Genomic DNA, 23,165 nt, shown 5'->3' on the forward strand with positions numbered 1-23,165 from the left:
ACATTTTATTAAAAAAGTGTTATAATTCAGTATAAATTACGAGTTTTTATGAGCAAAGATAAGCAAAATAATACGACAATAAAAAGCACTTACCCCGCGAGCACTTCAGGTCTTGTGGTATCTTCTCAGTTGGCTTATGGCTCATATGAGGATAGTTTAGATGCTTATTTGCATAGAATTGCACAAATTCCATTATTAAGTGCTGAAGAAGAGTATGCTTATGCAAAGCAGTATCAAGAGACAGGGGATGTTGATGCGGCGCAGTATTTAGTGATGTCTAATTTACGTTTTGTGGTATATATTGCAAAAGGGTTTAAAGGCTATGGGTTGCCATTAGCCGATATTATTCAAGAAGGTAATCTAGGGTTAATGAAAGCGGTTAAACGTTTCGATCCAGATAAAAGTGTGCGCTTTTTGTCCTATGCTGTGTATTGGATTCGTTGTGATATTAATGAGTATATTATTAAAAATATGCGCATGGTTAAAGCCGTTACCAGTAAAAACAAGCGTAAAATATTATTTAATTTAGGGAAGCACTTAAGAGAAAAGCAAGGTGTTTTAAGTGCGAGTGATAGAGCTGATATTGCTCAAGAGTATGGTGTGAAGGTCACGGATATAGAAGCAGTAGAGTCTGCGCTTACTGCAGCGGATGCATCGATTGATGCGCGTAATGAGCAGGGGGTCAGTATGTCAGAGCAGCTTCCTGATCACAGTCAAAGCCCAGCTGCATTAATTGAGTCAAAAAACACACAGGATTTTCAGGATAAGGCGATTGCCTCTGTGCTGGGGCAACTGAATGATCGACAAAGAGAAATCATAGAGCGGCGATGGTTGGCTGAGAAAAAGTGCTCATTAGAATCTTTAGCGGAAGAGTATGGTATTTCAATGCAGCGTGTTAGCCAAATTGAAAAGCAAGCGCTAGCTAAGTGCTATCAGTTACTACAAGGACAAGGATCACTATTGCTTGCGGAAGAGGCTTAGTTGTTTAGGCCAATCAATTGACCAAACTGATTGATTAAGTCTTCAATTAATATACGCTTTTGTTCCCGAGAGTCACGGTAACGAATGGTGACGCTAGGCTCTGAGGATTCAATAGACTCAAAGTCGACAGTGATACAAATAGGCGTACCAATTTCATCATGACGTCGGTATGCTTTCCCAATGTTCCCGGTATCTTCATATTTAATACGTCCCAGCCCTATTTTTTGTAATTTTTGTTTAATTGACTGAGCCAACTCCACAATTTCAGCTTTGTTTTTAGCGAGTGGAATAACCGCTGCTTTAATCGGAGCTAGAGCTGGTTTGATTTTTAAAAATACACGTTTTTGACCGTCATCGAGTGTCTCTTCCTGGTATGCATCAACAAGTATAGCAAGGACACCACGTTCGAGTCCTGCAGAGGGTTCAATAACATAGGGTACTAAAGGTTGCGGGTCCTGTGGTGATTTAATCGCCAATCTTTGTGTACTGGCTGCATTCTCTTTTACGTTTGCAGTAATATTAAGTTCTGATTGTTGCTTAGTATGAGACCCTAAGTCATAATCTGTACGGTTTGCAATACCCTCTAGTTCTTCAAACCCGTGTGGGAACTCATAGAGAATGTCAGTGGTCGCTTTGGAGTAATGTGATAGTTCATCACCTTTTTGCTCTTCAAGTTTTAGATGGTCAGGGTGGATTCCTTGGTTAACCCACCAATCTAGACGGTTTTTAACCCAGTATTGGTGCCAGTTGTCATCTTGTGACGGGTGAACAAAGAACTCAAGCTCCATTTGCTCAAACTCTCTAACTCTAAAAATAAAGTTTCTGGGTGTGATTTCATTTCTGAATGCTTTACCGATTTGAGCAATCCCAAAGGGAAGCTTTCTAGAGGTTGCATCCATTACATTTTTAAAATTAGTAAAGATCCCTTGTGCGGTTTCAGGTCTAAGGTAGGCTACATGTTCATCAGATTGAATAGGGCCATAATGGGTTTCAAACATCAAATTAAAATCACGGGGCTCTGTAAGGTCAGTTGAGCCACAAAACATACATTTTTTATCTTTGATATGATCAGCACGCATTCTTTGTTTACAAGATCGGCAGTCAACCATAGGGTCAGAGAAGGTGTCAACGTGACCAGACTGTTTTAGGGTTTGTTTGTGGGTTAAAATAGAGCTGTCTAATCCTTCTACGTCATCCCTGGCATGAACGATGTCTCTCCACCAAGCTTGTTTTAAGTTGTTTTTTAACTCAACGCCAAGAGGTCCAAAATCATAGATGCCCTGTAAGCCACCATAAAGTTCAGAGCCTTGAAAAATAAATCCTCTGCGCTTACACAAACTAATGATGGTTTCCATTGATATCTTGGACATTTTATACTCTATAAAAATTCACTAAATATAGTATACAAACTCTAGCATCACTGCAAGTTAATCCTAGGATTGGCTAAAAGACTACTTATTTATAATAAACGATTAGGATGGTATCGAATATCCTTAATGAACATATTGGGGCTACACACGTATGCGACGTAAGGTTTCTGGGTAAAACATACTGGCTATAGTATTGTTTTTAATTCATTAGCAATGTTCTATTAAGCCTTTGGATTAGGAGGTGGGAATAGGTTTCTAAATGCGTGCTGGTGTTTTTTAGTTTCAGTATTTTTGCCGTAAATTTTTTTGTGGTTTTTTTCCAATATTTTAGCTGCACTCACTGGATTCTTCTGTATTTGCAAGGCAACTTTTACTCGAGCATAAGATTTTCCTCCAAATATGCTTTTTACTCTCATCCAAAGTAATTTTATAAGATTTGGGTTTGAGCCATCAATATTTTTATATGCTAGGTAAGAACGTGCTTGTAGTATTTGGGCTGTGATATTTAATATTCCTACTTTAAACGCTTCCTGTTTCTCAATGCATTGTTGTAGGTTCTGGAGGTAAAACCCTTTTACATCCCCTTCTATTATCTTACGCCCGTCTTCGCTTAATGCTTGATTGATATTTAAGAGCTCTTGAGTAGACATGTTGCTTAGATAGGGCTCTATTTCCTCTTCAATACCCGTAAATAAATTAGCGTCTTGTATAAAGTATTGATCCATAGTATTACGCTCTATTTTTTTGTACGTATAACCCAGTGAGCAAATACTTTTTTCTGATACATTGCATGCTAGTAAGAGATTGACTACATGAAAAGGAGAAGACGGTTCATCTGTAATAAATCGTTTTATTACTAGATCAGTAGTCGGCAGTTTAAATTCACTAGGGTCAACAGTTACACAAATTTTTCCCGACACCTCATCTTTTTTAGGTCTGCTTAAACAGTTTGTAATGGCTAAATGCATGGATGTTAGAATTTTATCCGGATCATCGTAATAAGGGCTTATTTCATTCAATGTAAGATTGGTCATTAACTCAATACTTTTAGTATCGACAATAATACCGGCTTGGTCATACGCCTCCATCAGTGTCTGTTTAATTTCAGATGGATCTACTCCATCGTCATAGACAATTTCTTTTGTTTCACGGAGTGGGCCTTTGCCAAGTTGATCCTTCCAAGTAACTTTTTTAGTCATTCTAAATTCTATCAATTAAGGACGCGGACGCGGGAATAAATCCCTGAATGATCCTTCCTTTGCAGGTTTTCTATGATCTTTGCCATAGAGCTTATCACTTTTAAGGATGGTGTCTGATTTTTCAGGATGTTGTAATATGTTTAAAGCAGCAAGACGTCTCGCATAAGCTTTTCCACCAAATAAGCTTTTGACACGCATATATAGCGTTTGGAAGAAACCAATTTTTCCAGAATATCCCTTATAGTTGAGATAAACTTTTGCTTTCATTGCGGGTAATATTTGAGACTCAAACATCTGTTTCAGTGGGTTACCTTCATTTAAGTTGTTGACTTGGTCTTGCAATGTGCGATATTTCTTTGAGTCAACTGGATCCTTTTTAATTTGAGTTAACATCTCATCAGAGAGCTCTTTAAAAGATGTGGACTGTGTAGCATTGTTAAAGTCTGTATTAATAGTCGTTAGTAGCTCTGTTAAATGTTTCACTTGTAACTCATTATTTGGGTCAATAGTGCAAACAGCTGCATGTGCGAGTGACTCGTTTATACCTGGACTAACCTTCAGTTCTCCTGCTGCTTCATCTAAAGCTAGGTATTTTGTGGTAATGTTAGGATGGCTATTATAATCTGCGACTGTTATTCCTGTTAATAAACCTTGTTGTATTGCATTTATATGTTTTGAAGTGAGCGTCCCAACCTCACTTTCAGTTAAAAATCGCTCATCTTTATCCAGTGTTTCGCCACTATTCAAGACTACAGCTAAACCGGTGTACAGTTCTGCCGTGAAGATGACCTTTGGATATTCGTTACTTTCCTTTAGAGTTTTTCCAGCTTGGGTCACTGCTTCTCTAATTTCGTATAGGGTCATTGCTTTTTTCATAATATTTCTCTCTTTATTTTGTTGTGGTTATAAATAAAAGATTAGCGTTGTCAGGTTTAATTTTAACTAAAAACAAAAATGGCTAGAGTATTAGCAAAGAGAAAATTGATTTTAATGTAATAAAAAAGCGCATGTTAAAGTGTGACTAACATGCGCTTTGATGGTTCATTAACGGTATATTATTATCTAGTAGAAGTTGTTGCTGCTGCACCGCCTTGAGTACTCGGTTTAACATCAAAAGCTGTTACAGATTGTCCTTTAAATAGGGTTATACTTGGCTCACGAATTGTTTGCTCAACAAGTGTATTTATATCGTGATTAAACTGAGTGTGATGAATCTTAGATTCATTTAACTGAGTTACAGATACAGCTACTTTTCTAGCATCTAGTGCAATCTCATAGGCAGCTACCTGACCATCTTTTAAACCAACACATCCAAACCCAGGGTTTGATCCACCTGCCGTTCTATAGAATTGCTTGATGTCTGCAACTAGACCTTGAAGTTCACTTGTGATTCGCTCAAAGCAAAGGTCTGCAAGAACAGTTTGTAGTCCCATGCTGAATAGCTTTGGGTTACAGGTTTTATCTTTCGTGCTTTTAGTAAATAATGCTCTGAGTAACCTTCTGTAAGATTTAGAGCCAATGCTGGTAATGGGTTCTACAAACTCATTTTTGTAACGTGCAGCACCACCACCAAGAACTAAGATACCCTCACTGTATCCAAAACTTGGGTTGACGGTTCTTTCTTGAGCAACGCGGTTTGCAGCATCACAGTTTTCAGTTTGAATAGCAACAATGCCTGCGCATACCTGAGCAAAGAGAGTGGTGTGTTTTTCGAACATGGAGCCAAGTTGAAGTGTAGAGATCACGACACCATTAGCTTTTGCATTTTTATTCAAGTGATCTAACAGCGCCTTAATTGCTTCAGCAAGACTTGGATCATTTGCTGGGCTTGTGTGAAAGCGCTCAATCAGCGCATTATATACAGGATCAGTACTGGCTTTTATTTCTATTTTTTTACCGCTTGCATTTAAAAATTTGAATGATGAGCTTCCTAGATCAACTAGATTGGGTCTTAAGCCGTGTAAAGTTTCTTTTGGGTGTATGTAAGATAGCATAGTTGTTTTCTCCATGTTTGTTTTTTATGTTATTAATTAACATATGTTTTTTTGTTTTTCGTCAATACTTTTTGGTTGGGTTTGTGATATAGATAATTTAATTCTGACAGGCTCTTAATAATGATTATAACCACTCTGAAACTTTGATGTGAATCATTAAGAGTTATGAAACGTATAAGCTAACTGAGCTATTAATTGGGAGAAGAACTGATGATGAATGGGATAAAAAATCTGTTGCGGAAAAGAAAAGCAAAGACTTTTGAATTTACAGCTGTGAATATTCCAGCGCCACACACAAAAAATATGCCTGGGATACCTATAGAGAATTTGCATGCTACTGCTGAGGAGTGTAAGGGACAGTTAAAAGATTTATTACCAGAAGGATTAACAGGACTTTTGTTAGACATTGATTATACGTTGCTTACGGTACATACTGATGGGTATTTTAATCGGGTTGCCGAGTCGCTGCTTGAACTACCAGCTATTAAGGAAGCCATTATAAATAGTGGAATAACTGGTGACGAGATTAATAAGTTTACAGATGTAGATCCCGGAAAAAGAAAAACTATGTTAAATGCCTTGAAACAGATTTCCTCAAGCGATAGAAAAAAACTTGCTAAGCAGTTTAAGGCGCGTTTGAAAGGCAAGTGTTCTAAAGAATTCAAAGATATAGATCTATCATTTAAACAAGCATTACAAATACTGTTACAAGATCCTGAAGGTAGTGGAATCTCCGAGGATTTTGGAGATAAACTACACAAGAATGCAACATGTATTACACAATTTAAAAAATTTATTTCACCAAACATGAAAACATTAGTCAAAAGTGCTGTCGATCAAGGTACAAAGTGTATTGCGGTCTCACATACCAAGGGGGGAACATTTATGAAATACCTGTTTGATGATATGGGTATAGAGGTTACAAAGGACACTGCGAATAGTAAGAGCATGGGTGTTAATAAGAAAACTCATCTTACTGCTGCTATTAGTCTTCTCCAAGGCGAAGGAGGTGATGTGTTGTATATAGATGATGGAAAACATCCATTTACTAATGCTGTTACGGACTTTGACATGCAACTAGTGGTAATCAAGCCCGGTGAGACGGTAAATCAAGATCGTGTAGCGGCAGTCAATGGTCTGGCAGACTTTGCAAGAGAATATGCTAAAAAACCAGGTCTTATCGCTGCTCTGAAAAAGACTTCAGTAAATGTGTATGAAACTTTCCATGATAATGGTCATATAAATCACTTGATGAGAATGGGGCTATCAAGCGAAGGACTTAGTCAACTTAATGTTATGTTGGCACAGATTGCAGATCCTGAGTATTTAAACCGGATTCAACAATCCATGACTCCTGATCAGAAGTTTATTGTACAAAAATATGTAGAAATGGCAGCAAATGGGTTGGAGAAAGTGCGCGCAGATGACAGCGATTTCAAAGCTACATTAGCTGTGCGCGCTAAACTATATGGGGCTGAGCATATCTTAACGGCTATTAATAGTAAGGATATGCTAGGTGCTTTAAAAACAGTGTGCAGAGACTTTAATTATGAGAATACGCGCTCTCCTGAGGAGAAATTAGCGTCGTTTGTTAAAAATTTAGGTAAGATAGAAGATGCGAGCTTACAAGAGTATAACAGCGCAGCGCCGGAGGATAAATACGGTAAGCTAGCAGCGATTGCTGAATTAGCATCACTACCTTTTAAAAACATGAGTAGAGCATTCGGAGGTGAGATTTGGCGCACCTTTAATCAGGCTGAACTTGTTTATTGTTTAAAAGCGTCTGGAATTAATACAGAGCAAGATGTTGACACTCGTCTATTAAGCGGTGTGGAGAATGATGATACGAAAAAGTTTGTAAAGACCTATATAAAAGGTGCAGTAGACTTTATTAAGAAAGAGTTGAAGGAGAAAACGGGTAAAGATAAAGTAAAAGAACACTTTCTCCTGGAGGATAAGGCGGCGGAAGCAAGGAAGCAAGGAAGGAAGAGCTGAAGGCTTTTTGTAGCGCTTATGATACAACGCAGGCTAAAAAGAATCAATATGAATCTACATTAGGTCATTTTGCGAATACGGTGCTAAGTTCTACTGATGCAGATGTAATGACTAATTTTGTGGCTGCGGAGCCAAAGGGTAGGCTTAATGCATTGTATCAATCAACGGATCCAAAAATAAAAGCGTTATCTAATAGAGCAGGCGGAAGTACGCTTCGCAGTATGAATCAGCTAGAGCTATATTATTGCTATATTAAAAATGGTAAGAAATTCCCTGACTCTTGTGCCGATTATCAGGATTTTTTAACGGGTTATATGAAGATGGCTGAGGTAGGTTTATCAAAGATGACTCCAGTTGAGTGGGATAATGCGGTGTTTGATCACTTTTTTGATGATGCAGATGCAAATCCACGAGTAAATAATGAGGACAAGCGATCTGAGATTGATGCGATAGTAAGTGAGATAAAAGCGGCCCTTCCAAAACCGTATGTGGGACCACCTGCATCAAGAAGAAGGGTAGGATCAAAGCCCCGGCCATTAAAACGACCACGGATCAAGCTGGCGGAGGTTGCTCTATCAGGACCTCGGTATAATATTGTCTGCTCGCCTGTCACTAAGGAAAAGGCTGAACTCTATCTAAATAAGTTAAAAAGTGGGGGAAAAACAATGGGTGCTAACCTCCAACGTGTATTGGGACTCCAGGGTATTGAGGTTCAAAACTTAACAGTAGACAAGTTAATTCAGGCATTATCTGCTACAAAAAAACCTCGTTTATTTGCAGAGAGTGCCTCTCCCGCTATAGTTAGCGGTTGGAATCCAGATGAAGTAGCAATATTAGATGGCATCATATCAGCGGGGACATCACCGGATAAGGTAGTCGGTAATGGATCAAGGGGGTCAGCTAGAAAGTGGTTTGAGCCTAATGATGAAGAGCATGTTAAAGAAATCACACCAGTATTTATTAGTGGCGCATTAGGTCATGGGCCATTATTTGATAATGAGGATTATAGAACAGCGCTAGGTCTTGGAGAGGAAAAAAATATTAGTGAAAATTTGCGACCTAAGCTAGAAGCCGCACTATTGCATATTAATGCCACAGCGCCACCAGCAGAGGGTGCTTTTGTGATGATGCCTGGGATAGGTTGTGGTGAGTTTGCAGGTAAATTTATGGACGTCATGCCTACAATATTTGCACAAACACTTAACAAGATATTAAACGACCATCCAGAGCGGTTTTCAAATATTAAAGCGGTTTGTTATGATGCTTATACAAAAAGTGAGAATGAAGCGGCAAAACTGGCGCTCACAGGTAGTGTAAGACAGAATTCTAAGCTTCATGTTGTTAATGGAGAGGAAAGGGCTGTTTTACATATGAAGCCATTAGCAATTTCTCAGCTAAATAGTTTACTAGGCCTAGCAAAGTTGGATAATTGTAAAATGTATCGTGGTATCGCTGCAGACTTACTTGCACAAAGAGGCAATGATGTACATGATGGTGGAGAGAAGGCTAATGCTACCGATGAAGGCTCTTATCATGGGTCTACGCCAGACGCTGTGGTTGGAGATCTTGTTGAAATGTATAGGAACAAACATGAGGGCAATGAAGATGCTAGAAAGTTCTTGAACGATTGGACCTATAATCCAAATGACCATCGGTTTTACTATCGCAAAAATTTACGAGGATACAGCTTTGGTGAACTTTGCGATAGTTGGGAGTTACTGCCAGTAGAAAACGGAAAGGTAATGAAATATGATTCAAACCAGGCTCAGGCTTTAGAGATAAATACTGTGAAATCTGCTGGATCGGCAGCAGATAGTGTACACAATGCTCTCCAACAAGGAACAGCTGAAAATTTTATTGATAAAATAGTGAGTTTGTACACACAGTTAGGCGGTCGTACTGTTGATGATTTGAAGGCTCAGGCCGAGAATCTTCCCTCTGATTATAATCCACAGATGAGCTCACTTGCAATGCGGAAGTTTAAATCTATTGTAGAAGTGATGAAGCCTGGAGTAAATAAAAGGGAGTTAAGAGAAGCGTTTAAAGCAGAGTTTAAAGAGCATGTGAAGATGATTGAAAAGAGTGACGTGTATGAGAATAAAGATGCTATTAAGAAGTCGAAGTCGGGAGACTTTTTCTCAGAAACAGCTAAGGATGCTGTTGAGAAAGCGGGTCGGCCTCCGTTGCCACCCAAGGATTATCGTCCCTAAAAATCGTAGTGCCTGTTTTTTGTTTGTGTCACCATTCACGGTGTTTTTTGAGTAAGTGATACATACTCTGTTCCTGCGTTAGCTTCCTTAGATCTATTTCTTGGACATTCATAACAACAGGGTTCTCCTTGTGCCCATTTTTTATAGTTAGGTAGTATCATGCATAGAGCATCAGATCCCAAGATATCACTACTTGTAGTCACTAAATCCATATATTCAGAGCATTGGCAGCAATCGATGGTTGAGTCCTCTCCTTGGAATAGTTGATATAGCCAGTTAATACATCCTCTGGCAATTGTATAAGGCCTCATAAGTCATTTCTATTTGTTATCAGTAGTTGTGTGATAAACGGTTGAAGGATATCGCTAAAAAGTCTACACTCGAACAGGAGGTTTGTAAATGCCATTAATCAATTTTTTCTCAACACGTGATATTAAATATACGACACGGTCTGTGTGGTGGGATATAACTGTTTTTATAATGGTCATGCTGTTTTTATATTTGTTGTCTCAAACAGCAAGTGACATACTAATTCCTTATGAGGTTGGTGATCCAATTAATATTGATTTAGATCCCTGGGGACTGCCTTACTATGCGTTTAGAACCATACTACGGATGTTTGTTGCACTTGCAGTATCACTGTTTGTGGCCTTTATTTTTGGGAGCATGGCAGCAAAAAGTGCGACAGCTGAACGAATTATTCTACCCGCTGTTGATGTGTTGCAGTCTATTCCAGTCATTGGATTTTTAGAGCTGGCTTTTATATGGTTTTTATACGCATTTCCAGGTAGCTTTTTAGGGCCAGAGATCGCTTCTATATTTGCAGTGTTTGTCTCACAAGTCTGGAATTTGATTTTAGCCTTTTATCAAAGCTTGAAAACCATTCCGGTTAATTATCAAGAAATGGCGTTTATTTACCGATTCTCTCCCTGGCAAAAGTTTTGTAAGTTAGAACTTCCGTTTGCAGCCCCTAGTTTGATTTGGAACTCTATGCTTTCTTTGTCGGCAGGGTGGTTTTTTGTGGTTGCTGGTGAGGCGATTACCATTGCAAATCATGATGTAGCACTGCCTGGAATAGGCGCATACATTGCTCAAGCTACAAAAGAGGGTAATGTAGCGGCTATTTATTATGCAATTGCATGTTTGTTTGTGGTTATTTTAATCTATGATCAAATGATTTTCCGTCCACTTAACTATTGGCTAAGAGCCAGAAAGGGTGAGGGTGGAAAGCCTAATTGGGTATGGAAAATGGCTAAGCATTCAGTATTGCTATCGGTCATACAACTTGGGTTCACACGAGTATGGCTTTGGATTTCAGCCAGAAAGAAGAAACATAGCTCTAGATTCAATATCAGAGTATTTCGTGTTCGGGATTGGCATGCTTATTTAGGATATATGCTAACTGCATCAGTGTCTGCATTGCTTGTTTATTATGCTGTATTTTCACTACCTGATATTACCCTTGATATGTTAACAGAGGTATTTGTACTGGGTTTTTACACAGCAATGCGCGTGATGTTGCTGGTGATCCTCTGCGCATTAATTTGGACTCCAGTTGGGATTTACCTGGGGCTAAATGAGCGGGTTGCAGATATATTACAACCTGTGGTTCAGTTCTTAGCATCCTTCCCGCCTAATATGCTTTATCCTTTGATTGGCTCGGTTATTATTTATAGAGGTTATAATCCAGATATTTGGTTGTCACCGTTGATTGTGCTCGGTACCCAATGGTATGTATTATTCAATGTGATTGCAGGTGTTAGAGCTATGCCTGAGGATGCATTAATGCTGTCTGATGCATTACAAATGAGTCGGTGGTTGATGTTTAAACGGGTCTTGATGCCAGGTATACTGCCCTCAATGGTTACTGGAATGCTGACCGCTGCAGGGGGCGCATGGAACACCAGTATTGTAGCTGAGGCTGTAGATTGGAATGGGCAGAGAATCTATGCACAGGGCTTGGGTGCATACATCATGCAGGCTTCACAAGAGGGTTTGAGTCAAAATGTGTACCTGGGTGTGCTGGTCATGTGTGTGTATGTATTAGTGATTAATCGATTTGTGTGGATGCCGCTGTATCGATTCGTTGCGCAACGCTATGGGGGGAATCTATGAAAAAAATGAAACCAATTATAGAAGTAACAGATATTAAAAAGGCTTTTAGTAAGGGACCTAAAAATGAGATTTTAGTGCTAGATGATGTATCACTACACATCAATCCGGGTGAAATTATCTGTTTGTTAGGGACTTCTGGGTCGGGAAAATCTACTTTATTGCGGATTATTGCGGGTTTAATCAAACCCACACAAGGGCTTAGGTATTATAATCAGCAACCAGTTGTTGGATCTATTCCAAAGCTGAGTATGGTATTCCAGCAGTTTGCATTGCTGCCTTGGATGACGGTATTGCAGAATGTAGAGTTAGCGATTGAGGGCGTTGAGTTTGACCCAGCGGTTAGAAGAGAAAAGGCATTAAAAGCAATTGATGTTGTCGGTTTGGATGGTTTCGAATCTGCATACCCAAGAGAATTATCAGGAGGAATCTCCCAAAGGGTAGGGTTAGCAAGAGCTTTAGTGGTTGATCCAGAAGTAATTCTATTGGATGAGCCTTTTTCAGCACTGGATGTGCTGACAGCAGAAAACTTACGTGGTGATCTAATTAACCTGTGGATAAGTAAGAAAACAAATTTAAAATCAATGCTTATGGTAACGCATAACATTGAAGAAGCCGTTTATATGGCTGACCGTATTTTAATCTTTGGTTCAGACCCAGGAAATGTGCGTTCTGAAATGGTTGTGGATCTACCACATCCAAGAGATGACCATGAAGAAAAAATGAGTGCGTATATTGATGAGGTTTACCGAAGGATCTCAGATATTAATTTCCAGTCTAAGCGGGCTGGTATGCGGTTTAGAACAGTTAGGGTAGACTACCGTTTACCGAGCGTTGCTGTTTCAAACTTGACCGGTTTATTAGAGTTCCTGGCCTCACTGGAGGGGGGAGAAGGTTCAGATTTATCAGATGTTGCTGATGAGATGCATTTAGATATTGATGAGCTGCTCCCAGTAGCAGAGGCGGTTGAGATTCTACGTTTTGCATCGGTTGTGAATGGCAAGTTCAATTTAACAGAGGCTGGTAAATCCTTTGCAGAGGCCAGTATCCTCGATAAAAAGAAAATCTTTGCAAGACAGATTTTAGATTATATCCCACTGGCTTTAAATGTTCGAGAGCGTTTAGAACGTGCTGCTGCACACAGTATGCATAAGGATTTATTCTTAGATGTGCTTAAGAGTAACTTAAGTGAAGCAGCCTCTCATGCCGTACTAAGGACCATGATTGATTGGGGTCGTTATGCAGAGTTATTTGCTTATAATGATAACTCAGGAATGCTCAGCCTCGAAGATCCTTAATCTTAGAGAGGATGCTTTTTTGTTGTTCGGGGCTGTGTTTTAATAGCCCGCCGCCCATAACAATATGATCAGGGTTCACTTTAAGAACTTTTTCTATATTGTCCAGATTGATGCCACCATCAAGCATAACATCAAATCCTTGCTGTTTGGCTTGTTTGGCTTTTTCTAACATAGAAACCTGCAGGGCTTGATGTGAGAACCCAGGGTTGACACAGAGTATGAGTAAGCGTTGAGTTGGGCAGTTAGAGGGGATGCTTTCATCGGGTGAAAGAGCAATTCTCAAGTCAATGGGTTGTTTTATGAGCCATTGTTGGGTAGCTGTATCAAGGGTGTTCCAGTGTACGCTAATGTTTTTAATGCCTATCTCAATTAGCTGATTCAGAAGTGCTTTTGAGGTGGGCTTAGTCATTAGGTGAACATCTAAAGTGCACTCTGGATAGCGTGATCTTATATCTTTCATGTTTTGGATATTCAACCCAAAATTGTGGGTGTATTGAAAGTCCATACAATCAATGTGTAGATCCTTAAGGCCTAATTGCATAAGCTGAGTAATACAGTCAGCTAAATTGAGTGAAGGTGCTGCTAGTAAAGAGGGGAGTATAAAGTTCATATGCGTTGTTTGTCAGCGTGTTGTTTACGAATGGTATCCCAAGCACTGTGGAACTCTTTTACTTTCTCTTCTGCTATTTTCTTTTTTTTCGGGTCAGGGTGACGGTCTGGATGATATTTGCTTAATAAGCGTCTATAGGCTTTTTTGACATCAGCCAGTGAAGTATTGGCACTAACGCCTAAGGTTTGATATGCGTTTTGTATGCCGTTAAACGCTCTAAAAGGTTGGTGGTTGGTTTGTTGGCGGTACTGATGCTGGTTCTGATTTTGTCTTTGGGTATAAAACTTGATTTGATTCAGTATATTAATTTGATTTCTAGAGGGGGCACCGTCAACATGGCAGATCCCTTCACAAACAAGTAAGAATTGCTCAACTAAAGTAGGGTTTTGCATGCTTATAATTTGCATGTAGGTACATACTTTATTTAGATTGAGCCCCATTGATCCTTCTTTGAATGAGTTCTTTGCACTGGATGTTTGATGGAAATTAAGACCTATTTTTTGCATATGTTGCTTAGCATAGCTAATTTCTGCCTGTGAAATAACGCCATCGGCTTTTGCTAAAAGACCTAAACTTGAAAATAAGTGGTGGTGATAAGATGCTACAGAAAAAGTATGGAAATGGTTTGACCATTGAAAGGTAGGTATCGGATCACCAAATTTGTATGCTAGATAAATGCCTAGGATAATACCTACGTACAGGGGTGCTCTAAACATTGTTGTAATTAAGATCCCAAAAAAGAACCAAGCTGTTTTGCTCATGCTATTTACCTCGAAGGCATGATACCATAAATAGGTAATGTTTGTAAATTATACCAAATTAAGATATTTTGTGTATATTTTGATGGGTAGTCGATGGAGTATAAGCGTTACTGGTGTTTAATTTGTGGTCTTGTATATGACGAGGCGATCGGTTGGCCTGAGGATGGAATAAAGCCAGGAACATTATGGGAAGATGTCCCTGAAGATTGGTTGTGCCCTGATTGTGGTGCAATGAAAGCTGATTTTGAAATGATGTCCTTAACCTGAGTAAGCTGTATAACGGGTGAGTATTTCTTTGAGTTTAGCAATGGTCATCGGTTTTTCAACCACTTGATCGACTAGAGGTGAACTCATATCAGAGTCAATATGTGCACTGGTTAATATCATGGGCACGGTTAGCTCATGTTGTGACTTTAAGCAGTCAGCGATCTTTAATCCACTAATGTCGGGCAGGCTTAGATCGAGTAAGATTAAGTCATACTGATGACTTTTTAAATGCTCAATAGCTTCATACCCGGAAGTGCATACCTTTAGAGAGGTGTTTGGAATCATCTCAAACATTTTAGTGCATATTTGTCCGGTAAGGATATCATCTTCTATATATAGTACTTTCGTCATTGCAAGAGTTAGTTTATAAAATATACACTATACTACGTTATTTTATTATTGGATGTCATGTTGATTCATATGTAAGAAATCTCTTACTTCTGGTTGTATTTAAGATTAATGCGTGTAATAGAGGGTGATTTATGTTATTTATTAATTTTATTATATACTTAGAATTGTTATGAGTTATAGATTAGTGACATCAGAATCTGTTTCTGATGGCCATCCGGATAAAATAGCAGACCAAATTTCTGATGCGGTACTTGATCAAGCGTTGATGCTTGATAAACATGCGCGAGTAGCCTGTGAAACGATTATTAAAGGTAAGTGGATTGGTTTAGCTGGAGAGTTAACAGCATCTTCGGATATTAATTATGCAGATGCAGTATGCAGTGTGTTATCTGAGGTTTATAACCGAAAAGTATGTGCATCTGAGTTAGAGCTTCTAATCCATATGGGGTTGCAGTCTAAAGAAATTGCGCATGGTGTTGATCATTATCGTGATGCCCGCATCGGTGCGGGTGATCAGGGCGTTATGTTTGGTTATGCTTGTAATGAGAATAATTTGTTTATGCCTTATTCAGTAGTTTTATCACATCAGCTGATGCAGCAGCAAAAAAGAGTGCGTCAATCCAATCCTATGCTTGGGGCTGATGCTAAAGCACAGGTTACAATGGCCTATACTGGAAATCAACCGAGTTATGTGGATACGGTGCTGATTTCGACACAGCACGTGGCTGAGTTCTCATTATCTGATCTTAGGGCTTTAGTGCAAAATGAAATTCTGGACCCAATTATTCCTAAGGACTTAATCACTGAGGAGACTCGGTTTGTTATTAATCCTGCGGGTAGTTTTATTGAGGGAGGGCCGGATGCAGATTGTGGTTTGACAGGGCGTAAGATTATTGTGGATACCTATGGCGGTGTTGGTCATCATGGAGGCGGTGCTTTTTCAGGAAAAGATGCAACTAAGGTTGATCGGACGGGTGCTTATATGGCTCGGTATGTTGCTAAACATATTGTAGCTGCGGATTTAGCAGAACGCTGTGAGGTACAGTTAGCTTATGCGATTGGTAAAAGCAGACCGGTTGCCGTATCAATCAATACCTTTGGAACCTTTAAAATACCGGAGTCAATGATATTAAGTAAAGTTGAGTCTATATTTGATTTTTCAACAGAAGCTATGATTGTAGCATTGGAGTTAAATCAACCTATATTTAGACAAGTTGCAGCCTTTGGTCATTTTGGGCGTAGTGATTTAGATTTGCCTTGGGAACGCTTGGATAGGATGGAGCGCTTTTAATGTCTTTAAAGATTAATCACGATTGTATTAATTGTGATGTATGTGAAGATAAGTGCCCGAATCAAGCAATCAGTCAAGGTGTTGACATCTATGAGATAGATCCCGATTTATGTACGGAGTGTCAAGGGCATTATGATGAGCCTCAGTGTATTGTGTTTTGTCCTGTAGATTGCATTGAGTTATTAAAAGAGCATGAGGCAAGTAAGGTTTAATGCTATAGTGTAATATGGAAGTGTTTTTAGGGAGTGGGTTGTTGTGCAGGGTCTTTTTCAATTAAGTCATTGGCAGGTAGTGTTGTGCATACTGGGACTTACCCATGTGACGATGATTGCGGTAACTTTATATCTACATCGATCTATGTCGCATAAGGCATGTACACTACACCCAGTGGTTGCACATTTTTTTAGATTTTGGTTATGGCTCACAACAGGGATGACGACAAAAGAGTGGGTTGCTGTGCATCGAAAACACCATGCGCATGTTGAGACATCAGAAGATCCACATAGCCCACAGGTTTATGGAATTTGGGCTGTGTTATTGTCTGGGGTTTGGTTATATCGTCGTAGCGCACAAAGTCAAGAGGTATTGTCGCGGTATGGGCATGATTGTCCAGATGATTGGATTGAGCGTCATGTTTATCGAATCAAAGGGTCTGGAGTTATATTAACGTTGTGTATTGATTTGTATTTATGGGGCACACAGGGGCTTATTATTTGGGTTGCGCAAATGCTATGGGTGCCACTAACAGCTGCGGGTATTATTAATGGGGTTGGGCATTATCTAGGTTATCGAAATTTTGAGTCTAAGGATGCATCTTGTAATATTATACCGTGGGGTGTTTTTATTGCGGGAGAAGAGCTGCACAATAATCACCATGCATATCCTCGATCCGCAAAACTATCCAGTCGTCCTTTTGAATTTGATCTAGGTTACGTTTATTTAAAGATACTGGTTTATTTAGGGTTGGCTAAGGTTTGTTATGTAATGCCAGCAAGGGATCGGGTTAAGGCTGGTTTAGCATCCATTTTGAATGAGCGGATGTTGATATGCCGTGAATATAGTATTCAGGTTTTGAGTCATGCATTAAAAGAGAGCTACTTGGTAAACAATAATAGTGGTTTGATGCGTATTAAGCGTTTAAAGCGATTATTATTTACACACCCTCAGTTATTAAAAGAACAAGAGAAGCATGTATTGACGTGTGCACTTTCTTTTGATGATAAGTTAGCCCAAGTTTATAAGTTTAGAGCGAAGTTGTACGCAATTTTTTACCACAGTGGCTATCCAGATAGAATGGCCTCTATTAAAGATTGGTGCAAGCAAGCTCGTGATACCCAAATTGAGTTGTTGATTGTATTTGCAAGCTGGGTGGAGTCACGTTACTTAGAGGGGGTGGTATGCAAGACCCAAAATTAGAAGACTTTGATGAGTATTACTCATTATTTCCAAGGCCGATACGTGCTTTAATGCGTTGCTTTAAGCAAGAGTGTAATTTTGCGATACGCTCAATGATTCTGCGCCTAGGTCTTGTTTCTAAGCAGGAGTATCAAGTTACACAAGATCTTTTAATTCAAGCTCAAGAAAAAATCAAAAAACTAGAAGAACAATTGTCTTAAAATACGCTTAAATTTACTACGCTCTAAGGGTGGGAGTTTCTTAAGAATGTCGTTAAGCGTGTGGGTGCTATTTTTGTAAGGATGGTATATGACTAATTGAGCTTTGATGGAGAGATAGATGCTCCCATCAGGATGACAGAATAAAATTTTATTTATATACATAGTTTTTTGTTTTGTTTCTATGGGTATTATTCTATCAATAGTATCCAATGCCAATGGGTATAATGCGCCATTGTTTGTGAGACATTTCTTACCTTGTGTGTACTGAAAAAAGTCTGTTTGAACCTTAGTCTGGTAATAAATTATCTTAAAATAGGGTATTTGCTTATATTTCAGTGCTAACGTTAGCGCCATTGATGTTTGCAACGAGTACGTTAGCAAAAGTGTAATATTTCCAGGTTTTACTTCTTACCTGTCAATATTGTTATTGGGCTTATTGCAGTTTATTTATTTTACACTTTCATGTTTTTGTGCTGGTTTTGTGCATAAGAACCCTGGTTAAGGCTCTGGTCACTAGGGCTTTGTTTCTGTATTCAATTATGGGGATGAATTTATTTTCTCACAATGCTAGAATATGCTGGTTTCGAAAAAATGATAATATGTGATAAAAATCAATCTCTTGTAAGTTTTCCCGCTATTGACTTTTACATTGTTTATGCTATTATATGTTTAAGATAAAAAATATAAATAATTATGAATATGAAGTCCGTCAATATAAATTCAAACTGGTTTAAATTCTTTGGTGCGCTAGGTGCGTTATTGTTTACAAGCGGCTTTGGTTTGTTTGCAGCAGCATCAACAACAGCTTTTATATTTTACGTAGAAGTCTTTGCTGTTATGTTTACTTTGCTGACGTTGGTTAAGGTCACTAATGCATGGATGAAGGGTGAAAAAGTATCATGGCGTGATTTTGCAGATTCTTTCTGGCTTTCATTATCATTTATGGCGGCATGTAGTTGGGACGGTATTATTTATGTAGTAACCCTATTTGCATCACAGCATATTTATGCAAGGGATAAAGAGAAGGGAGATAAGGTTCCTTTCTATAAGGATCCAATGGTCATGTTTGCTGCATATTATTTATTAGTAACTGTATTATTCCAGTTAACACCATATATCGTCGTTTATGGCGCGGCTTTGTCACTGGTCTCTCAAATTGTATTCTGGACGTTGAGTTTATTATACCTTTTTGCTTTGGCCAACAGGTGTGGATATAAGCTACATGCTATATTTCAAAATAAGAAAGGTGTTGGCCGTGCGCTCATGCTAACTTTTGGCGCTATTTTGATTTTCGTGCTGACATCTCCTGCTATATATTATGCTTCTAACTATGCAGCGTTTGCCTCATTTGCAGCATTAGGGTTGCCTGCAGTAATTGCTATGGTATTGAATGCAGTCATGTATGCTATCCAACCCTTGGTAGAAGAAATTATTTACAGGTCTGGTTTAATGGCGTTGCTTGAAAAAATGGGGTTCACGAACCGTAAAGGTAAAAAGACAACTTTTGCTAAGGTTGTTCATACCTTGATGCTAGGCTTGTTTATGGGCTTTATCTTTGGCTTTGCTCATGCTTCTGTTCTAGGTGCTGCTAGTATTGGAATTGGTGCACTTGTTTATCATAGCTTGATGGGTATTTTATTCTCTTTTGTAACATTACGGTCTGGGGGTATTGAGATTGCATCTGTATTCCACTCACTACATAATTACTCGGTATTTACTTTTAGAGCAGTATCATCAGCAGCAAGAGTAAGTGTTCGTGCTTTCTTATCTAAGCTATATATCCCAATTATTGCACTAAGACTTGTTTTATCTGAATTACTGGTCTTGATCGTAAAATGGATTTGGAAGCCTAAGGATAAAGATGATTCATCAATGAAGCGCTCAGATAGTGTGTCATCAGACACGGTTGAAAAAGGCAGTGGTCTGCTCGCAATTGAGCCGAAGGGTGATTTAAACTCTAATGAAAATGGTGCCCCTGTTGCTAGACAGTTTGCTTTAGAGTATCCTGCCTAATATATCTTTGTTTTATGTATGAACTATTTATGGATACAGTCGATTCAAGCTCGGGAAGAGCTTGTTCTGCCTCCTGAGGCTCATCAGCATGTACGGGCACTCCGTTTGCGATTAAATGATCCCTTAGTATTGTTTGATGGGCTAGGAAATCAATGTGCAGCTCAGATAGCCTACCATGATAGAAAGCAAACAAAACTGAATGTTGATCCATCATCATATATTTTTAAAAAGCCACTTCATGGATTGAGGCTTGTACTGGGGGTTCCTAAGTTTTCTACACTTGAGTTTATTATTCAAAAGGCGACAGAGTTAGGGGTGAGTGCGATTGTGCTATTACCCATGGAGCATACACCGGTTGCGATTAATCAGTCAGTTTGGGAAAAAAAGAAGGTACGTTGGGAAAAAATTATGATTGCTGCTTGTGAACAGTCCCAGCAGGTTCATATCCCTAAACTGTTGTTTCAGACAGTAGATGATTATCTAAAGGAAGATGTGGTGCGCTATGTGTTTACACAGCATGCTGAGAAAAGAGTCGGTCAACTATTAGCTCCTTGTGATGTCATTGTAGGCCCAGAAGGAGGCTTTAGTGACTTTGAGCTGAGTAACTTTGGACAGCAATTTAAGCTGTGTGAAGGGACGCTAAGAACAGATACAGCAGCTATAGCTGCTGTTCTTGCTTTCAATATTGGCTGTTAAACTTTATCTTGAGTAAACAAAACGTGCTTTCTAGCTCTCTTAGAAAACTTTCTAAGCTTGAGTTTTCCAGTGCCTTCCATTTTTTGCTTCTGCGTGTTAACTTCCGTAGCATAGCTTTTCTCTACTACTCCGTCTTCATGCTTATGAATCAATAAGATAGCTTGTCTTCCTTTTTTGGATGGTTTTTTTCTGGCCATAGATATTTCCGGTTTAAGAGTTAGGCTCTAGAAGCTCAGCTAAATGCTCAACACCTTTTTTGTCAATTGTTTTAATACCCTGCGTGGATATGTTTACACGTACACGCTTGCCATTTGGAAGGATGTACGTTTTCTTTTGTATATTGACGTTGAAGGTGCGCTTTGTCGCATTTCTCGCGTGTGATCGGTTGTTCCCGACTTGACTGACTTTCTTTGTCACAATACATATGCTCATTATTATACCTCGCTGTTGAGATCTTAAATACGATAGATCATATACTATTTTTAACCCTGATGCTAGTAAAAAGTGATTTTTTATTGATAAATGAGTTGCTTGTTGCTTTTTTTGAGGGGGGATAGTTAAAGGTAAATTAAATTTGTGTGGAATTCTGGCCTGTGCATTAGCCTGCTATGCTTGTTCTTGGGCGTTGAATAACTTTGATGGCGCCAATGAGGCAGGTAATAGCGATATAAAATCCAGTAGATGCTTGGGCGTGTCCAAAGTAGATAAGACCCAGTGTAGATAAGATGGGGGCTGCATAGGTAAGTATAGAAATAAATCCGGTATTACCAAACTTTACAGCATAGTCCCACATAATATAAGCTAGACAATGGCCGCCACTGCCAATAATAAACATAAATACAGTCTCAGATAGTGTTGGTGTAACAAAATCTTCAAATAGACAATGGGTGATAAAGAAGCAGAGTGTTGCGCAGAAAGTAATTACTGCAAATAGCTCATGAATGGCTTTACCATATTTTTTCGATTGGTATAAATAACCGATCCAAAAGGCAACTGATAAAAAAGACATGCTATAGCCAATTAAATAGGTTGGGCTATAATTAGTTTTATTATCATATAATAGCATTATTGCTATTCCTAAGAAGGCAATCAGCACAGCGGCAAGCTCTTGGTAATTGATTTTTTTATTTGCAAACCACTGGGTGATTAAGAATGCAATAGGCCATAGAAAACAAATAAGGTCAACATGAAGGGGTGGGGCATAACGGAAAGAGAGTAGGTAGAAGCAGTCATTCCCTATTATTCCGATGACGGTTGCAATGATGATAAACTTAGAATGATCCCATATTTTTTTCCAATTATTTTGATAGCTATTCATCAAAAAGCAGGTAATAAAACCAAAGGTGCTAATAATAGCTAAAGCTTCAAATGCAGGGATGCGATTTAATGAGACAGCGAGTATTGCAGTCATAGACCACAATAAAATGCTTGTTGCACCATAGGTGTTGGCTAATTGTGGTATAAACATATTAAATTTTCATATTATGTTAATTATCCCACAAATAGTTGTAATTTGCAAACTTTTTAATGGATATTTCTTTTAAGAGTATGAAAAGTGGGGGTTGTTTTTTGTTTATCTGTTTGTGGCATCTACTCATCTTGAGGTAGCTGGTTAAAACAAGTGAGTTGATACTAAGCGTTTGATTAATATTTATCTGGGCGTAGACATTAGGTATAGACATATAGTAACTTCAGTTAGATTAATTGAATGGGTGAACAATCATTATCAAAGATATCAAAATAACAGAATTTCCTGTTGAAATACTTTCATACTTTATTTTTAGCCGCATGGGGATCAATGACCTGTGCTCAATACGTGAGACCTGTCGATACTTCAGAGATGCTTCTGGCATGTATTTTAATGTTTTTTTAAATATTAAGCAGCAGTTTGAAAAAGATAAGCGGGCAGCAGATAGTGAGTATGCTCTCTTGTTAGGGCAACCCATGTTGTACATTCAGCAGCTTGCGCTAGCTAAATTTATGGATTGTGTTTTACAGAGAGTTAGTGAGAATCATTCTGATATGAAGTGTTATTGGAATGATCATTATGAAATTGTATGGGAATCTATAAAGAATAATAATGCTTGGTCCTTTCATTATGCATCGGATCGTTTAAAGGCTTGTCAGGAAATAGCAGTGGCTGCAGTTAAAATTAATTCTCGAATGATTGAAGATGTTGACTTCTCTATTCAGGGCGCTGTATGGTCAGAGGTAAGGCCTAAAGGGGTTGATTGCCTTTACATAGTGAGTAATTGTTGCTGGAGCGCTTCTAAAGCTATGGGAGCCTGTTTTACCCCGGTTGTTTATGCCTTATGTAGTCAGGGTGCTTGCTTTAGATAAATTGATTGCGCTAAGCACTTAGGTTTGAAGTGTTTTGTATCAACGATTAATATGCTAGATT

25 protein-coding genes are annotated in these 23,165 nt (G+C 38.7%); 13 read left to right on the forward strand and 12 right to left on the reverse strand.

Annotated features, from left to right (window positions below):
• Positions 1 to 48: 48 nt before the first annotated feature.
• Positions 49 to 981 (forward strand): RNA polymerase factor sigma-32, encoded by a 933-nt coding sequence (locus tag MMH89_RS00295; RefSeq protein ID WP_258568390.1) that lies wholly within the window; start codon positions 49 to 51, stop codon positions 979 to 981.
• Here the strand turns inward: MMH89_RS00295 and MMH89_RS00300 are convergent.
• The 4 genes from MMH89_RS00300 to MMH89_RS00315 form a co-directional block, all read right to left on the reverse strand.
• On the reverse strand, positions 978 to 2,351 hold the full coding sequence (locus MMH89_RS00300; protein ID WP_258568391.1) for a glycine--tRNA ligase: 1,374 nt from the start codon (positions 2,349 to 2,351) through the stop codon (positions 978 to 980). The genes MMH89_RS00295 and MMH89_RS00300 overlap by 4 nt on opposite strands.
• A gap of 221 nt (positions 2,352 to 2,572) precedes the next feature.
• Positions 2,573 to 3,550, reverse strand: a complete 978-nt coding sequence (locus MMH89_RS00305) for a hypothetical protein (RefSeq protein ID WP_258568392.1) — start codon at positions 3,548 to 3,550, stop codon at positions 2,573 to 2,575.
• Positions 3,551 to 3,565: 15 nt separating this feature from the next.
• The gene (locus MMH89_RS00310) at positions 3,566 to 4,426 is read right to left on the reverse strand and encodes a hypothetical protein (RefSeq protein WP_258568393.1); all 861 of its coding nucleotides are present in this window, start codon (positions 4,424 to 4,426) and stop codon (positions 3,566 to 3,568) included.
• Between the two features lie 182 nt (positions 4,427 to 4,608).
• Complete coding sequence (locus MMH89_RS00315) at positions 4,609 to 5,559, reverse strand: hypothetical protein (RefSeq protein WP_258568394.1); 951 nt, start codon at positions 5,557 to 5,559, stop codon at positions 4,609 to 4,611.
• Positions 5,560 to 5,754: 195 nt separating this feature from the next.
• Between MMH89_RS00315 and MMH89_RS00320 the strand changes: the two genes are divergently transcribed.
• Entirely contained in the window at positions 5,755 to 7,539 is a 1,785-nt protein-coding gene (locus MMH89_RS00320; protein WP_258568395.1) for a hypothetical protein, read from the forward strand.
• A 107-nt stretch (positions 7,540 to 7,646) separates the two neighbouring features.
• Positions 7,647 to 9,749, forward strand: a complete 2,103-nt coding sequence (locus MMH89_RS00325; protein ID WP_258568396.1) for a hypothetical protein — start codon at positions 7,647 to 7,649, stop codon at positions 9,747 to 9,749.
• Positions 9,750 to 9,784: 35 nt separating this feature from the next.
• Here the strand turns inward: MMH89_RS00325 and MMH89_RS00330 are convergent, their stop codons facing one another.
• Entirely contained in the window at positions 9,785 to 10,060 is a 276-nt protein-coding gene (locus tag MMH89_RS00330) for a hypothetical protein (protein WP_258568397.1), read from the reverse strand.
• An 88-nt stretch (positions 10,061 to 10,148) separates the two neighbouring features.
• Here MMH89_RS00330 and MMH89_RS00335 point away from each other — a divergent pair, with 88 nt between their 5' ends.
• Together MMH89_RS00335 and MMH89_RS00340 are read left to right on the forward strand one after the other, a co-directional pair.
• Entirely contained in the window at positions 10,149 to 11,864 is a 1,716-nt protein-coding gene (locus MMH89_RS00335) for an ABC transporter permease (RefSeq protein WP_258568398.1), read from the forward strand.
• Positions 11,861 to 13,159 (forward strand): ABC transporter ATP-binding protein, encoded by a 1,299-nt coding sequence (locus MMH89_RS00340; RefSeq protein WP_258568399.1) that lies wholly within the window; start codon positions 11,861 to 11,863, stop codon positions 13,157 to 13,159. Before MMH89_RS00335 ends, MMH89_RS00340 begins: the two co-directional genes overlap by 4 nt.
• Here the strand turns inward: MMH89_RS00340 and MMH89_RS00345 are convergent.
• The gene (locus tag MMH89_RS00345; protein WP_258568400.1) at positions 13,140 to 13,769 is read right to left on the reverse strand and encodes a beta/alpha barrel domain-containing protein; all 630 of its coding nucleotides are present in this window, start codon (positions 13,767 to 13,769) and stop codon (positions 13,140 to 13,142) included. The two genes, MMH89_RS00340 and MMH89_RS00345, sit on opposite strands and share 20 nt — an antisense overlap.
• Entirely contained in the window at positions 13,766 to 14,530 is a 765-nt protein-coding gene (locus tag MMH89_RS00350; RefSeq protein ID WP_258568401.1) for a DnaJ domain-containing protein, read from the reverse strand. The genes MMH89_RS00345 and MMH89_RS00350 overlap by 4 nt, the downstream gene beginning before the upstream one ends.
• 93 nt (positions 14,531 to 14,623) lie before the next feature.
• On the opposite strand from MMH89_RS00350, the gene MMH89_RS00355 reads away from it, so the two are divergent.
• Positions 14,624 to 14,797 (forward strand): rubredoxin, encoded by a 174-nt coding sequence (locus tag MMH89_RS00355; protein ID WP_258568402.1) that lies wholly within the window; start codon positions 14,624 to 14,626, stop codon positions 14,795 to 14,797.
• Here the strand turns inward: MMH89_RS00355 and MMH89_RS00360 are convergent.
• Positions 14,789 to 15,148: a response regulator gene (locus tag MMH89_RS00360; RefSeq protein ID WP_258568403.1), complete on the reverse strand. Its 360-nt coding sequence runs from the start codon at positions 15,146 to 15,148 to the stop codon at positions 14,789 to 14,791. The two genes, MMH89_RS00355 and MMH89_RS00360, sit on opposite strands and share 9 nt — an antisense overlap.
• Before the next feature lie 169 nt (positions 15,149 to 15,317).
• Between MMH89_RS00360 and metK the strand changes: the two genes are divergently transcribed.
• The 4 genes from metK to MMH89_RS00380 are packed head-to-tail and all read left to right on the forward strand — an operon-like array spanning position 15,318 to position 18,055.
• Positions 15,318 to 16,439, forward strand: coding sequence for a methionine adenosyltransferase (gene metK, locus MMH89_RS00365; protein ID WP_258568404.1), 1,122 nt, complete (start codon positions 15,318 to 15,320; stop codon positions 16,437 to 16,439).
• Positions 16,439 to 16,651 carry a YfhL family 4Fe-4S dicluster ferredoxin gene (locus MMH89_RS00370; protein ID WP_258568405.1) on the forward strand — a complete coding sequence of 71 codons (213 nt, stop codon included), beginning with the start codon at positions 16,439 to 16,441 and terminating at the stop codon, positions 16,649 to 16,651. The genes metK and MMH89_RS00370 overlap by 1 nt, the downstream gene beginning before the upstream one ends.
• Before the next feature lie 43 nt (positions 16,652 to 16,694).
• Positions 16,695 to 17,855, forward strand: a complete 1,161-nt coding sequence (locus MMH89_RS00375) for a DesA family fatty acid desaturase (RefSeq protein ID WP_258568406.1) — start codon at positions 16,695 to 16,697, stop codon at positions 17,853 to 17,855.
• Positions 17,837 to 18,055, forward strand: coding sequence for a hypothetical protein (locus tag MMH89_RS00380; protein ID WP_258568407.1), 219 nt, complete (start codon positions 17,837 to 17,839; stop codon positions 18,053 to 18,055). Before MMH89_RS00375 ends, MMH89_RS00380 begins: the two co-directional genes overlap by 19 nt.
• Here the strand turns inward: MMH89_RS00380 and MMH89_RS00385 are convergent.
• A complete protein-coding gene (locus tag MMH89_RS00385; RefSeq protein ID WP_258568408.1) occupies positions 18,035 to 18,421 on the reverse strand; it encodes a hypothetical protein in 387 nt (128 codons plus the stop codon). The two genes, MMH89_RS00380 and MMH89_RS00385, sit on opposite strands and share 21 nt — an antisense overlap.
• A gap of 327 nt (positions 18,422 to 18,748) precedes the next feature.
• Between MMH89_RS00385 and MMH89_RS00390 the strand changes: the two genes are divergently transcribed.
• Both MMH89_RS00390 and MMH89_RS00395 read left to right on the forward strand, forming a co-directional pair.
• Positions 18,749 to 20,068 (forward strand): CPBP family intramembrane glutamic endopeptidase, encoded by a 1,320-nt coding sequence (locus MMH89_RS00390; RefSeq protein WP_258568409.1) that lies wholly within the window; start codon positions 18,749 to 18,751, stop codon positions 20,066 to 20,068.
• Between the two features lie 18 nt (positions 20,069 to 20,086).
• On the forward strand, positions 20,087 to 20,764 hold the full coding sequence (locus tag MMH89_RS00395) for an RsmE family RNA methyltransferase (RefSeq protein WP_258568410.1): 678 nt from the start codon (positions 20,087 to 20,089) through the stop codon (positions 20,762 to 20,764).
• Here MMH89_RS00395 and rpmG read toward each other — a convergent pair.
• The 3 genes from rpmG to MMH89_RS00410 all read right to left on the reverse strand — a co-directional run bounded on the left by rpmG (position 20,761) and on the right by MMH89_RS00410 (position 22,232).
• Positions 20,761 to 20,961, reverse strand: a complete 201-nt coding sequence (gene rpmG / locus MMH89_RS00400; RefSeq protein ID WP_258568411.1) for a 50S ribosomal protein L33 — start codon at positions 20,959 to 20,961, stop codon at positions 20,761 to 20,763. The genes MMH89_RS00395 and rpmG overlap by 4 nt on opposite strands.
• A gap of 13 nt (positions 20,962 to 20,974) precedes the next feature.
• A complete protein-coding gene (gene rpmB / locus MMH89_RS00405; protein WP_258568412.1) occupies positions 20,975 to 21,196 on the reverse strand; it encodes a 50S ribosomal protein L28 in 222 nt (73 codons plus the stop codon).
• 166 nt (positions 21,197 to 21,362) lie between these two features.
• Positions 21,363 to 22,232, reverse strand: a complete 870-nt coding sequence (locus tag MMH89_RS00410; RefSeq protein WP_258568413.1) for a DMT family transporter — start codon at positions 22,230 to 22,232, stop codon at positions 21,363 to 21,365.
• A 320-nt stretch (positions 22,233 to 22,552) separates the two neighbouring features.
• Between MMH89_RS00410 and MMH89_RS00415 the strand changes: the two genes are divergently transcribed.
• Complete coding sequence (locus MMH89_RS00415) at positions 22,553 to 23,104, forward strand: DUF4116 domain-containing protein (protein ID WP_258568414.1); 552 nt, start codon at positions 22,553 to 22,555, stop codon at positions 23,102 to 23,104.
• Positions 23,105 to 23,165: the final 61 nt, after the last annotated feature.

The organism is Candidatus Comchoanobacter bicostacola (genome assembly GCF_024172705.1).
In the GTDB taxonomy this organism is placed as follows: Bacteria; Pseudomonadota; Gammaproteobacteria; order Comchoanobacterales; family Comchoanobacteraceae; genus Comchoanobacter; species Comchoanobacter bicostacola.